This window comes from Candidatus Formimonas warabiya (assembly GCF_002777255.1).
Classification (GTDB): domain Bacteria; phylum Bacillota; class Dehalobacteriia; order Dehalobacteriales; family Dehalobacteriaceae; genus Formimonas; species Formimonas warabiya.
The window spans coordinates 1,871,285-1,884,931 of the sequence record NZ_CP017634.1; the positions used below are offsets into that span (position 1 = coordinate 1,871,285).

The 13,647-nt window shown below is 51.3% G+C and carries 10 protein-coding genes; all 10 read right to left on the minus strand.

Annotation, left to right across the window (positions count from 1 at the left end; translation table 11 throughout):
• Positions 1 to 226: 226 nt before the first annotated feature.
• Complete coding sequence (gene ade / locus DCMF_RS08835) at positions 227 to 1,927, minus strand: adenine deaminase (RefSeq protein ID WP_214659207.1); 1,701 nt, start codon at positions 1,925 to 1,927, stop codon at positions 227 to 229.
• A 107-nt stretch (positions 1,928 to 2,034) separates the two neighbouring features.
• Positions 2,035 to 2,943 (minus strand): tetrahydromethanopterin S-methyltransferase subunit H, encoded by a 909-nt coding sequence (locus tag DCMF_RS08840; protein ID WP_148134089.1) that lies wholly within the window; start codon positions 2,941 to 2,943, stop codon positions 2,035 to 2,037.
• Positions 2,944 to 2,963: 20 nt separating this feature from the next.
• The gene (locus DCMF_RS08845) at positions 2,964 to 4,328 is read right to left on the minus strand and encodes a monomethylamine:corrinoid methyltransferase (RefSeq protein WP_148134090.1); all 1,365 of its coding nucleotides are present in this window, start codon (positions 4,326 to 4,328) and stop codon (positions 2,964 to 2,966) included.
• Positions 4,329 to 4,331: 3 nt separating this feature from the next.
• Positions 4,332 to 4,985 (minus strand): corrinoid protein, encoded by a 654-nt coding sequence (locus tag DCMF_RS08850; protein ID WP_148134091.1) that lies wholly within the window; start codon positions 4,983 to 4,985, stop codon positions 4,332 to 4,334.
• Between the two features lie 53 nt (positions 4,986 to 5,038).
• Positions 5,039 to 6,439, minus strand: coding sequence for a purine-cytosine permease family protein (locus DCMF_RS08855; protein ID WP_148134092.1), 1,401 nt, complete (start codon positions 6,437 to 6,439; stop codon positions 5,039 to 5,041).
• A 117-nt stretch (positions 6,440 to 6,556) separates the two neighbouring features.
• Positions 6,557 to 7,810, minus strand: coding sequence for a PocR ligand-binding domain-containing protein (locus DCMF_RS08860; protein ID WP_214659208.1), 1,254 nt, complete (start codon positions 7,808 to 7,810; stop codon positions 6,557 to 6,559).
• Positions 7,811 to 7,911: 101 nt separating this feature from the next.
• Positions 7,912 to 8,490, minus strand: a complete 579-nt coding sequence (gene pyrE / locus DCMF_RS08865; protein ID WP_148134094.1) for an orotate phosphoribosyltransferase — start codon at positions 8,488 to 8,490, stop codon at positions 7,912 to 7,914.
• Positions 8,483 to 9,205 (minus strand): orotidine-5'-phosphate decarboxylase, encoded by a 723-nt coding sequence (pyrF, locus tag DCMF_RS08870; protein ID WP_148134095.1) that lies wholly within the window; start codon positions 9,203 to 9,205, stop codon positions 8,483 to 8,485. Before pyrF ends, pyrE begins: the two co-directional genes overlap by 8 nt.
• Positions 9,206 to 9,275: 70 nt before the next feature.
• Complete coding sequence (gene carB / locus DCMF_RS08875) at positions 9,276 to 12,491, minus strand: carbamoyl-phosphate synthase large subunit (RefSeq protein WP_148134096.1); 3,216 nt, start codon at positions 12,489 to 12,491, stop codon at positions 9,276 to 9,278.
• Positions 12,492 to 12,511: 20 nt separating this feature from the next.
• The gene (carA, locus tag DCMF_RS08880; protein ID WP_148134097.1) at positions 12,512 to 13,591 is read right to left on the minus strand and encodes a glutamine-hydrolyzing carbamoyl-phosphate synthase small subunit; all 1,080 of its coding nucleotides are present in this window, start codon (positions 13,589 to 13,591) and stop codon (positions 12,512 to 12,514) included.
• Positions 13,592 to 13,647 lie beyond the last annotated feature (56 nt).

Below are 13,647 nucleotides of genomic sequence, written 5' to 3' on the forward strand. Positions count from 1 at the left end.
AAAATACATATAGGATACACCCTTAGAAACTCACTGTAAAACAATATTCGCCAAGTATCGGGCTGTTCCTGCAAGCACTCTTTTCGGGGAGACTTTGCTGTTGGGACTTTTTTCCCTTGGCACAGCGATAATTAAGAAAAAAACCTCCATTAATAATCGGAGGTTATCACCCATGTGACGCTTTAACACTTATTCTGACATGCTCAAGGTTATTTTTTTGATCTTTTTACAAGGGTATGATCTTAAATTCGTTTACATCAACCAATCCAAGATCCGTCAGCCTGATTTGAGGAATCACGGGCAGGGAAAGGAACGCCAAAGTCATAAAAGGATCGAAATCATCGGATACTCCTAGCTCCCGGGTTGCCGCCTTCACCAATTCCAGGGTTTCTACCACTTTCTCCACGGGCTCGTAAGACATCAGGCCGCCCAAAGGCAAAGCTAAGGAGGCGAGAACCTTTCCTTCTTTCACCACGGCTAAACCGCCTTTCAGTCTTACCATTTCGTCTATGGCCCGCAAGATATCATCATCATTGTCCCCGGCGATAATCAGGTTGTGGCTGTCATGGGCCACCGTAGAAGCAATGGCCCCGTTTTTGATATGAAAACCGTGCACCAGGCCCACTCCTATGTTGCCCGAGCCATGATGCCTCTCCACCACCACCAGCTTGACAATGTCTCCTGCACCGGACAGATACTGGGCAGAGGGAACCGTGATCTTTTCCGTCACCAGCTGATGCGGGATAATCTTGATCACATGAACGTCATCTTTCAGGTTAAAAGTCAATTTCCCCGGAGAAATCGGACCAATCTTTAAACCTTCCGGCAAACATCCCCCCACCTTTTCCTCAGGTACCTGGTAAACGGCTTTGCCGTCAACGGCCGCCAGCTTTCCTTTTTTAAACACCTTTGCCGCCGCCATGGTGTCCAGATCGTTCAGGATCACCAGATCCGCCTGGTAACCTGGGGCCACTGCCCCCAGTTGCTTCAAGCCAAAATGCTGGGCCGGATTAATGGTGGCCATCTGGATCGCCGTCACAGGCTCCATCCCCTGGGCGATACACAGCTTAACCAAATGATTGATATGTCCTTCTTTGATGAGATCCGTGGGATGCCTGTCATCGGTGCACAGCATGCACCGGCTCGAATTGTATTTGTTCACGGCAGGCAGCAAATCCTTTAAATTCTTCGCCGCCGTACCTTCCCGGATCATTAATTTCAGTCCTGCCCGCAGGCACTGAAGGGCTTCTTCGCTGCTGGTACATTCATGGTTGGAGGTAATGCCCCCCAGAACATAGGCCGATAAGTCTTGAGCATTGACTCCTGTAATGTGTCCATCGATGCGCATCTTTTTCTCTTGAAATAAATCCAGTTTAGCCCAGACGGACCGGTCCCCAAATATCACGCCGGGATAATTCATCATTTCCGCTAAGCCTAAAACTCTCGGATGACCGATAAATTTTGCCAGGTCATCAGCGGTCAGGGCAGCGCCTGAGGTCTCCAAATGAGTAGCAGGAACGCAAGAGGGCAGCATCAGATAGATGTCTAACGGGATCCGCTCACTTTCCTGCAAAAGGTAGTCGATGGCCCGCGTACCATAAACATTGGCCAGCTCATGGGGATCGGCAATAATGGTGGTCGTCCCTTTCGGCATCACGGTAGCGGAATACTGCACGGGGCTAACCAGGGAACTTTCGATATGCACATGGGCGTCAATAAAACCCGGAACTACAAAGGAACCGCCCAGATCAACTTCCTCCTTCCCCTGATAGGAACCGGTGCCCACGATATACCCACCGGAAATTGCTACGTCTCCCGAAAAACACGTACCGGAAAAGACATCCACAATCATGCCGTTTTTCAGCACTAAGTCTGCGGCTTGGTGGCCTCTCGCCATGGCCAAAATAGATTGATCATAATACACCATTCACCCCTCCTTGAATAAGGTCAGAAGACACAATGTCCCTAAATCTATTATAAAGGAAAAGCCTCAACCTAAAAAGATTGGGGCTTAAAATAACTGCTGGACCATGCTTAGAAAATTTTCAGCAACGGGGTCTGAGAAGTCAGGGGCCTTACCCCATACTCTTTGACGGTAAAAGCACCGACGGCATCCATCATGCTCACGCCGGCATATACCCAGGAAGCGTTTACCATGGGACCGTAAAAGATAAAATCCGCCCCATAGGCCACCGGCAGACTCATGGCTACGGAGCCGGCCGCTTGAAAAGCTTCCTTTTCCAGTTGTTTGGTCCTTTTCCACATGTATAAAGCGTTGGAAGGAGCGCAGCCGGTAACCAGGCCATATTTTTCTTTTAAATCGGCAATCGCTAAGGCGGACCAGCCGATACTGGGCAAATCCAGCACGCCTGTGTCCAATAAAATATTTTCCACTCCTGCCTCCGCCAGCCTGAATAAGATGTTTTGCTCTTTAGTTAACAGCTTAGATCTGTCAAAAGGCTTGATACTCCTGCTGTTAAAGACCATCAGCACGCAGTTTTTTACACCCAGTTCTCCCAGCATATTTATTTCCTGGGCCCCGGCTCCGATATCCAGGGAGTTATAGATGAGCTGGTTCTTGATTTTGCTTTGCCTTAGGCTTTTCATCACTTCCAGGCGGACTTTCTCGACAGGGGAATCCACCAGGATAGGGTCACCGGTCTGCTCAGCCACAAAGTGTACATACTTTTCCAAGGCTTCTACCGTTTCCCCTACCACATCAATCATCCGGGGCAAACCGGTTTTGATGGACCATTCCTGATCTGTCCGGAGCAGTTCCGCAGCCCGATCCCGGTCAAACTCTCCTTTTTGGTGATCGGTTACAATCTGATGTCCCCGGTAGAACAGGCTGCCGATTAAAACAGTAGGGTATTGGCCGGGTTGCCCGCCCAGGGTGATCTCACCGATGGTGATAGTTTTTTGCGGTGCCAAAAATTTGTGCATATTGTTTTCCTACCTATTCCCTAAAAGTCGAGTCCAAGTTTTGAGGCTTCTTCTTTCACTTCATGATACAGCCTCAGCCAATCATCTTTTGGTTGAATCCTTTGGGTGTCGTATACTTCATGATAGGGCACTCCTAAAAGGGGATTGCTGAAGGTATAATCATACTGCTTCACAAGAGCCAGAACAATTTCATTGGCCTGAGGCAGATCCATTCCTTGTTTCGCTGCGGCAATCCCGGTTTCCGCCATTAAACGGGCTTCCAGCCCGGAAGCATGAGGATACTTACCGTTGGTGGCCGCCACCCCCAACAAATGCATGGCGGAAACGGAAATCGCCAAGGCATTGGCCACAACCTCATATAACAGCTCTTTGGTGCCTGCCCCACAAGTGGCAAAGATATCTCCCAGGATGATTAAATTGGTATTCCGGCTAAAAGCCTGCCCCACCAAGCATTCCACCCACATAGTCTCCGGTGTGGAGGTGGACGTGTACCGGATATGGACGGGATGGCAGAGATGCAGGTGAGCCTGATTGGCCACCGTACCCAAAATAAAACTGGCCATGGCCGTAATCAGCGTCGCTTCCGGTCCTCCGGCGTAGCCGCCCACGATGGGATTGGGCAGGTTGCCGTTCAGTCCTCCATATTCCACAAAGTTGGCTACCTTGGACAGGTTATGGTAATCAGTTTTGAGCTCGCTCAACAAGGGGCACAGGTGGATATCCGAACGGCGCAAATATTCCGGTGCAGCTACGGCAATATCTCCTAATGCCGTAGCACTGCTTTCGGCCGCGATGAAAGGCATGCCCTGCCGGCCTAAAAGTTTTGCGCCCCGCCGCAACAATTCCAGTTCCCTTCTGGTAGCGGTAATCTCCAATGGGCTGCCTGTTTTTACTTCCAGCCCCTCCACCATGGTGATGGCGCCGTGATCCAGGGCATCGATCAGGGGCTCCTTGATATAGGATAAGGCGGTTTGGTAGAAGGTATCTTCATCCATGGGAGCGCCGGCATTACCCCCAAAGACCAGGGGAGTTCTCGGATCTGATATTTTTCTCGCGTACAGAGTCCGGGCGTCCTTGTATGCTCCGATAGTCAGCTCAAAAGGGGCTTCCCGCAAAGCCTGGGTAACTTCCTCTTTCGTGTATTGGATGATCCGTTCCGTGCTGCGGCAGTAAAGTCCAACCTGGGCCGCCATTTCCACGCCGGCGGCAAATACTCTATCCGCCATGGCCAGATCCTGGTTAATAATTTCATCCGGCTTATATTTAATCTCATATTCTTGGGCCAGTTTCCGGGCCGTTTTATAGATTAATTTCAGATCAAAATCCGTTTCTTTCGCATAGGGTCCATTTTCCGCCCGGTACATGGTTTCTAGAAAGCTCAGCATGAATCAGACCTCCCCCATTAAATTCAAGACCAGTTCGACAGCTTTGACGGCATCGGCAGCGTAGCCGTCGGCGCCTATTTGGGCCGCATAATCCGCGGTCAAGGCTCCCCCTCCCACGATCACCTTATAATCGGAGCGCTTTTGGGCGGTATTTAAAAGGCTGATCACGTCTTTTAAATAAGGTCGGGAGGTAGTGAGCAAAGAAGAAAGGGCAATAATATCCACTTTTTCTTTGCCGGCGGCATCAATAATCTTGGAACAACCGACATCCACGCCTAAATCCACCACCTCAAACCCGGCCGCAATCAAAAGGGAGCTGACAATATTTTTGCCGATGTCATGGATATCTGTTTCTACGGTGGCAATGAGAATCTTACCCCGGTGTACCTGTTGGGTCTGCTGTTCCGCTAAGCAAGGCCGCAGTAATTCCATGCCGTTGGCTAAGGCATTCCCGGCCAGCATTAAATCGGCCAGAAAATATTCTCCCTTTTCAAACTTTTCCCCCACCACCTTAGCCCCGGCAATTAAGCCGTCATTTAAGATGGACAACAAGCTTACACCGGCCTCAATCGCTTTTTTGACTTCAGCGTAAGTTTGTTCTTCGTCACCATTAATCACTGTTTCTTTAATGAGAAGTATCTCTTTTGCCTCTTCCATTTCTCACCCTCCATTTAGATACCTATTCCTAAAGCGGGAAATCTTTGTCTTGCTTAGGCCCGTAACGAATTCACATCCTGATAGGCTTTACTGGAGACACCAATTTTGGCTAAAACCCAGTAAATAATTAAAGAGAGCACAAACCCCGGCAGTAAGGAACCGGTACTGTTGATGCCAAAATTTATTTTTCTTAAAAAGAGATATACTGCGATACTGATGGCCCAGCTGGCGATGGCATACCAATTAAAACCGCCGCTATACCAGTATGGCCCGCCAATTTGGTCAAACTTGTCCACCTGATAGTTTCCTTTCCGGATCAGATAGTAATCAACCACCAGAATCGCCATCACGGGCGGAAAAATTAACCCGATATAATTGCTTAAGAAAGCCATAAAAGTGTCTAAAAAGCTGCCCACAATCAAGGGAATCAAGGAAACCAGAATTGAAATCACGCCGATGATCCAAATGATCTTTTTCATATCCAGCTTGGGCATAATATTGGCCACCGAGACAGAACCACTATAGATATTGATCAAATTGGTCGTTACCGTAGCAAAGATCACGACAATCAGGGCCGCCCAACCCAGTCCCAGCTGGGTCGCCACACTGGAGGGATCACTATAGTTGGGGTCGAAGGTTCCCGTCTGGATCGCCACTGCAATCACCCCCAGGGTCCCCACCAGGGCAAACCAGTAAATGGCCAGGTTGGCGCCGATAAAAGGAGCCAGGGTGGACGAGATCTTATTTTTGGTGTACCGGGTATATTCAGCGGCACAGATGGGCCAGCCGATGCTAAAGGCGGCCATGGCATCCACCCCTGCCCCAAAGGGCATACGCACGCTTTCATCAGGACGCCAGGCGGCGATTTGGGCCAAGGAATAGGTGCCCAGCACTTTAATGGTAATCCAGGTGCTCAAGATTAAGAGACCGACCATCATCACTTTCTCCACAAAGGCCAGGGACCGGGAACCCCCGATAGCGACGAATATCAGAGACAGCACCCCATTAATGACCGCTCCGATCGCCAGAACCCACCAGTCCCCGGGTTCACCGTAATAAGGCCAGCCAAATAAACTATTGAAGAGATAGCTCATGGAAATGGCCGCGATAAAGTTGGCTACCGCACCCCAGCCCACCAAACTAATGGCGTTGACCACGGACAAGAGCCTGCTCCCTTGAATGCCAAAGGGAACACGGGTAATTCCCATGGTCGTGGTGCCGATTTTGTACCCCATGTAGCCAATCAGCATCAGCACAAGATAGGTGATGGGATTAGCCACCAGCGTAATCCCCAGGGCTCCTCCCAGTCCTACGGCGGCAATGACTCCTCCGATATACCAGGAACTGGGCTGGCAGTTGGCCCCCATCCAGGTGGCAGTCATATCCCAAAAACCGATATGCCTGTCTTCCATGGGCACAGATTCATTGATCCCATACTCCTTAAAATGACTCAATCTATGACACCTCCGTTTTAATTGGGTATTTCTAAGTTTACGATACGAAAAAAAAGCGTTTTAGTCATGTAACTAAAGCGCTGTAAAATGTTCCTATTTTGCCATGATTGTCCCCGTCTACTCCCCACTGGTCCGATAAGCCAGGGGAGTCATGCCCGTATCCTTTTTAAAAACTTTGACAAAATAACTGGGGTTAGCGTAACCCACCAGCTGCCCAATTTCGCCTACCGGCAATCGCTTTTCCCTGAGCAGTCTTTTCGCCTCTTCCAGGCGCAAGAGGGTGATCAAATCATTCACGGTATAGGATAATTCTTTTTTAAATAAGTGACTAAGATAGGAAGGGCTTAGGTAGACGGCTTTGGCCACTTCCGATAAAGAAAGAGCGGGATTGGCGTAATTCCCTTGAATATATTCCACCGCTTTCGCCAAAACAAATTTATATTCCCCCTGCTCTTCCCGGGGCATGGAGGCAAAGAACAAATTCACCGTCTCTTTAGCCGCGATGTAGATTTTTTCTTCCCGGTCACAGCCCATCACCTTCTGGATGGCCTCATTATTCACCTGATAGGCAGCCTCATTAGGCAGGCCCGCATCACAGGCCGCCCGGGAAATCAACACCAGCATTTCAATCACCCGGTTTTTGATCCATTCCAAATCGTTCCCGGAGGAAATCAGGTCTTTCAACAACCGGCTCAAAACAGGAAGGGCGCCCGACCGGTCCTTCAAGCTCACATAATGGAGCAGCTCTTTTTCCTTTTCCAGGTAAACGGACCGGTTCGGCGCCGGCAGCTTGGCCAAAATCCTTTCAAATTTGGGGAGAGAAAATCTTTTCGACTCCCTGTGCAGCCCCTTGGCAAAATGGGATTGATAATTGGCAAAAATATAAACCAGCTCTGCGGCAATCTGGTCTTTGCCGGGTTCCACCTTTTTTACCGATTTTAAAGCCTGTTTTAAGCTGTCATAATTCAGCTTTAATTCGTCCGCCACATCTTTGAGCAGGTTAAAATAGGTCGTGCTGAAATGAGACATTAAGGCCTGTCCGTACACCACGGTGGAGACATGTCTTTCTTCCGCGAAAACCGGGATCGCCCATCCCACCAGCCCTGCATGGCAGCGAAAAATAAAGGGCTCCTTAAACTTTACCGATTGCAGACCGGCTTTGCGATAAGAGGAGCAGCATTTTTCCCGTCCGCAGGGGCTGGACCTGATCAGATCACAAAATTGGGGATACTGATACGAAGGCGGCAATAATGCCGGATTCCCGTCCACATCAACCAGTTTCGCATTAAATCCGGCGGATTGGGACATCAATTCCAAGACCCCCGCCAAATCCTTCGCCTCCAAAATATGCTTTAACTGCAGCTGAAACATCACACACCTCTTAGGGTCAGGCTTGACTTTTTGACTTTTGCCGTTGCATTCTATCGCCATTGTATCGGGAGCCTTAAAATAAGTCAATAAATTTCCCTAAGTCAAGCTCGAACCCGGCTGCCGGGTTTGACAGCAGGACTGCCTTCTTGACATAAGGGGCATACTGCCGGGTCCCAGCTGGGGACTTCCATGGTCAGAACGGCTTCCATTTTCACGCCAAAGTCAACTTTTCCCCCGCTCCGGTCCACCAGTAGGCCTACGCCTACTACCTGAGCCCCCTGGCCGGTCACTACCTCCATCACTTCCTGCACGGAGCCCCCGGTGGTGACCACATCTTCCACCACCAGGACCTTTTGACCGGGCTGCACCCGGAAGCCCCGGCGCAGGGTCATCTTGCCGTTTTCCCGTTCCGCAAAGAGGTTTTCCACACCCAGGTGCCGGGCCACTTCATAGGCGACCAGGATGCCCCCCATAGCCGGTCCCACGACCACATCAATTTCGTCCTTTTTGAACCGGGCGGCGATTTCTTCACACAAGGCAGCCGTGTACTCCGGATAGCGGAGGACCTGGGCGCACTGGATATAACGGTCGCTGTGCCGGCCGGAAGTAAGCACAAAATGGCCTTCCAGCAAGGCGCCGGATTTCCGGAACAGATCTAAGGCTTGATCCTGATTAAGCATCAAAGGCTTCCTCCATTTCTTCCACTATTTTTCGCGCCGCCTCACCGGGATTCTGTTGGGCGGTAATGGGACGGCCTACCACCAAATAGGTGGCACCCTGTTTTACCGCCTCTTTCGGAGTCATGACCCGCTTCTGGTCATTGGCGGTTGCCCAGAGAGGCCTCACCCCCGGGGTGACAATGACAAAATCATTTCCGCAGGCATTCCGGATAGCCCGGATTTCCTGGGGAGAAGCCACTACTCCATCCAGGCCGGCCTGCTGGGCCAATTTTGCCCAGTTTACCACTTGGTCTTCGATGGGCCGGGAGATGCCTACTTCTTTTTCAAAAACCTCCTGACTGATACTGGTGAGAACAGTAATGGCGATGACGAGGGGCTTCGGTATCTCTAATTGACCGGAAACTTCCCGCACCGCACTTGCGGATTTGGTCATCATTTCCACGCCCCCGGAGGCATGAATGCTGAACATAAAGGCTTCCCTGCGCGTAATGACCCGGGAAGTCTGGCACACGGTGTTGGGAATGTCGTGAAACTTCAAATCGACAAAAACCTTTCCCCCCAGGGCCTGAATGTCCCTGATAATATCAGGTCCCTCACTGTTGTACAATTGCATGCCGATCTTGAAAGCCCCTACACTGTCCCACAACTGCTCCACCAACCCCAGTGCCTCTTGCCTTGTCGATACATCCAAAGCAACAATCAATTTCTCTTTCATAAAGTTCACCCGCCTATTCTCTTTATTTATAAAAATATGGATATCCTAATTTCAGATCATCATCGCCCGCTCAAATCCTTCCCTGCATCCTATATTCCTGCAGGGGTACAAGGCGGAATTGCTCTCCCTTGGACAAAGACCGGAGCACATAAAGGATCACCCTGGTGGTATCCAGGGAGGTGAGACAGGGAATCCCCATCTCCACCGCCGCCCGGCGAATTTTAAAACCGTCCCGTTCCGGACTTTTCCCTTTCGTTAAGGTATTCACCACAAAATGAATGCGATTGGACCGGATCAAGTCCACAATATGGGGAGATCCTTCGGCCAGCTTATTCACCCGTTCCACTTTCAGGCCCGCCTTTTCCAAAACCGCCGCCGTCCCGGAAGTGGCCAGCAAGGTAAAGCCTAGCTCCCGAAAAGCCCGTAAAAGAGGAATCGCCTCGCCCTTATCTTTATCGGCAATGGTGGCAAGGATACTGCCCGAGGTGGGAATATCCGCCCCCGCCGCGACCATACCCTTGTATAAGGCCTTGGCAAAGCTCTTTTCCACCCCCATCACCTCGCCCGTTGATTTCATTTCCGGCCCTAAGGTAGTATCTACCTGGAGCAGCTTGGCAAAGGAAAAGACGGGAACTTTTACGGTGACATAAGGGGGGGCCGGATAAAGGCCCGGCGCGTAACCCTGGTCTTTCAGCGTGATACCCAGAATGGCCTTGGTCGCCATAAGCACCATGGGAATGCCGGTGATTTTACTTAGATAGGGAACGGTCCGGCTGGACCGGGGATTTACTTCCAGGACAAAAACCTGGTTATCATGGACCACATATTGGATATTGATTAATCCTTTCACTTTTAAGGCCCGGGCCAAAACTGAAGTATAGTCCACGATTTGGTCAATCACGTAAGGGGGTAAGGAATGGCTGGGGTAGACCGCAATGCTGTCCCCGGAATGGACGCCGGCCCTTTCAATATGTTCCATGACGCCGGGAATCAGGACATCCTCACCGTCACAGATGGCGTCCACTTCCACTTCCCGGCCCATGATATATTTGTCGACCAGCACGGGATGTCCGGGGGAGACTTTCACCGCAGTGGACATGTAGTCTAACAGGTCCCGGTCATGATAGACAATCTCCATCGCCCGCCCGCCCAGCACATAGGAGGGACGCACCAAAACCGGGTAGTCCACTTCTTTCGCCACCGCCAAAGCCTCTTCCACACTGGTAGCGGTGCGTCCGGGGGGTTTGGGAATCCCCAGTTCCTGGAGCAAGTGATCAAATTTATCCCGGTCCTCCGCCCGGTCAATATCTTCTACGGAAGTACCCAGGATTTTTATGCCGGCTTGAGCGAGAGGTTGGGCCAAATTGATGGCGGTCTGGCCGCCGAACTGGACAATCACCCCTTCCGGCCTTTCCTTTTCGATAATATTGAGCACATCTTCCGGGATTAAAGGCTCAAAATAGAGCCGGTCCGAGGTATCAAAATCGGTGCTCACCGTTTCCGGGTTATTGTTGATAATGACGGATTGAATCCCCTGCTCCTTCAAGCCCCATACCGAGTGGACAGAGCAGTAATCAAATTCCACCCCCTGGCCGATACGGATGGGCCCGGACCCCAACACGACAATTTTCCGCACCGCATCCGGCCGGGCTTCGTCTTCCGCTTCATAGCAGGAATAATAATAGGGCGTGACCGCTTCAAATTCCGCGGCACAGGTATCCACCATTTTATAGACCGGCAGGATCCGGAAAGCTTTTCTCATCTCCCGAACGGCCGCCTCTTCCCGCCCTGTGATTTTGGCAATGCTCAAGTCGCTAAAGCCGGTTCTTTTTGCCTTGCGGAGCAGATCGGGGGTCAATTCCCTTGCGGCCAGTTCTTTTTCCAGCTTCACGATCCGGTCCAGCTTTTCCAAGAAGAAAAGATCAATTTTGGTGCGGTCCCCGATTTCTTCAGGGCTCATGCCCCGCCGCAGCCCCTCGGCTACAGCAAAGATGCGCTGGTCGTCGGCTTGGTTGATTTTTTGGGCCACCTCCGGGTCCGATGCCTCTTGAAAGGTTTCCATGGCCAAGCCCGTCAGCCCCAGCTCCAGGGATCTGACTGCCTTGAGCAAAGCGGCTTCAAAGGTACGGTCAATGGCCATCACCTCTCCGGTGGCCTTCATCTGGGTGCCCAATAAACGGTCGGCCCGGGAAAACTTATCAAAGGGCCAGCGGGGAATTTTGATTACCACGTAGTCCAGGGCAGGTTCAAAACAAGCGTAAGTTTTCTCCGTGACGGCATTTTTGATTTCGTCCAGGGTTAAGCCGATGGCGATTTTGGTCGCTACCTGGGCAATGGGATAGCCGGTCGCTTTGGATGCCAAAGCAGATGACCGGCTGACCCTGGGATTCACTTCAATAACATAATACTGAAAACTAACGGGATCTAAGGCATACTGGACATTGCAGCCCCCCTCGATGCCCAAGGCCCGGATTATTTTCAGGGACGCGGCCCGGAGCATCTGGTATTCCCGGTCCGTTAAAGTCTGAGCAGGGGCTACCACAATGCTGTCCCCGGTATGGATCCCCACCGGATCAACATTCTCCATGCTGCACACGGCAATACAATTATCGGCCGAGTCCCGTATCACTTCGAACTCGATTTCTTTCCACCCGGCGACACTTTTTTCTACCAAAATTTGTTTAATGATACTGTATTTCAAACCCCGGGCGGCAATTTCCCTTAACTCCCGGGCGCACCAGGCCACGCCTCCCCCGGTACCGCCCAAAGTATAGGCGGGCCGGACAATCACCGGGTACCCTAATCCTTCCCCAAATTCCACGGCCTGATCTACAGAGGAGACAATGACGCTTTCCGGAACCGGTTCGCCGATTTCCTCCATCATCTTTTTAAACAGTTTCCGGTCCTCCGCCTTTTGAATGGCCATGAGGGGGGTACCCAAAAGCCGCACCCCTTCTTCCTCCAGGACTTTCTCTTGCGCCAGCTTCAGGGTCACATTCAGCCCTACCTGTCCCCCCAGCGTAGGCAGGAGTCCGTCCGGTTTTTCCTGCCGGATGATTTTGGCTACAAATTCCGGCGTCAGCGGCTCGATATAGACCCGGTCGGCAATATGGGCGTCCGTCATAATAGTGGCCGGATTGGAATTAACCAGCACCACTTCTAATCCTTCTTCCCGTAAAGCACGGCAGGCTTGGGTTCCGGCATAATCGAATTCGGCCGCCTGGCCGATAATAATGGGCCCGGAACCGATCACCATCACCTTTTTCAGACCGGCATGCTTTAGCACATAAACCCCTCCTCAACTACCTAAGCTGGAAAATTCCTGATCATATCGTAAAATTTCTCGAATAAGTATTCACTGTCCGTAGGGCCGGGGAAGGCTTCCGGATGGTATTGCACGGAAAAAGCAGGGATGTTTTTACACCTGATTCCTTCCACCGTATGGTCATTGAGATTGATGTGGGAAACCTCCGCCACCTGAGGATCCAGGGTATCGGCATTGATGGCAAAGCCATGATTCTGGGAGGTGATATAAACCCGGCCCGTATCCAGATCTTTCACAGGATGGTTTCCCCCCCGGTGGCCGAAATGAAGCTTATACGTATCCGCTCCCAGGGCCAATCCCAGCAGCTGGTGCCCTAAACAAATGCCGAACACGGGCAGCTTCCCCAAAAGTTTTTTAATGTTTTCCGCCGCATAGAGCACCCCTTTGGGGTCCCCCGGGCCATTGGACAGCATCAGGCCGTCCGGGTTCAAAGCCAGTATTTCTTCCGCCCCGGTATGGGCAGGCACCACGATCACGGTGAGATCTAGTTTGCTCAGCCAGCGCACAATGTTCCGCTTTGCCCCAAAATCCATCACCACCACCCGGTATTTACCCCCTGCTACAGTATAAGCCTCTTTGGTGGTTACCTGGGAAACCAGGTCCTGACCGTTCAGCACAGGCGCTTTTTTTGCCAAGTCCACCAGCTCCGCCCGGGTTAAGGCATCGGTGGTAATGATCCCTCCCATAGTGCCGGAGCTTCTCAACCTTTTCGTGAGCGATCTGGTATCGATTCCTTGAATCCCCACGATCTGATGCTCTTTTAAAAACTCTTCCAAATTGCTGGTAGAGCGCCAGTTGCTGGGCACATGACACAGTTCTCTGACCACAAAGCCCCGGACCTTCGGGCCGGCAGATTCGAAATCATCCCGATTGATGCCATAGTTTCCAATCAAAGGGTAGGTCATGGTCACAATCTGCCCGCAATAGGAGGGGTCGGTAAGAATTTCCTGATACCCTGTCATGCTGGTATTAAAGACTACCTCTCCTTGTCTCAGCCCGGTCGCTCCAAAGGATATTCCTTCAAAGACAGTGCCGTCTTCAAGTGCCAGGTATGCTTTCATCTTGTTTCCTCCAAACTCCATTCTATATTTTCCCATCCCTGCTTGCTTCTTGACTC

Excerpts from the sequence above, each read along its gene's own strand:
- ade (WP_214659207.1), bottom strand. The coding sequence starts at position 1,927 with ATGGTGTATTATGATCAATCTATTTTGGCCATGGCGAGAGGCCACCAA.
- DCMF_RS08840 (WP_148134089.1), bottom strand. The coding sequence starts at position 2,943 with ATGCACAAATTTTTGGCACCGCAAAAAACTATCACCATCGGTGAGATC.
- DCMF_RS08845 (WP_148134090.1), bottom strand. The coding sequence starts at position 4,328 with ATGCTGAGCTTTCTAGAAACCATGTACCGGGCGGAAAATGGACCCTAT.
- DCMF_RS08850 (WP_148134091.1), bottom strand. The coding sequence starts at position 4,985 with ATGGAAGAGGCAAAAGAGATACTTCTCATTAAAGAAACAGTGATTAAT.
- DCMF_RS08860 (WP_214659208.1), bottom strand. The coding sequence starts at position 7,810 with ATGTTTCAGCTGCAGTTAAAGCATATTTTGGAGGCGAAGGATTTGGCG.
- pyrE (WP_148134094.1), bottom strand. The coding sequence starts at position 8,490 with ATGCTTAATCAGGATCAAGCCTTAGATCTGTTCCGGAAATCCGGCGCC.
- pyrF (WP_148134095.1), bottom strand. The coding sequence starts at position 9,205 with ATGAAAGAGAAATTGATTGTTGCTTTGGATGTATCGACAAGGCAAGAG.
- carA (WP_148134097.1), bottom strand. The coding sequence starts at position 13,591 with ATGAAAGCATACCTGGCACTTGAAGACGGCACTGTCTTTGAAGGAATA.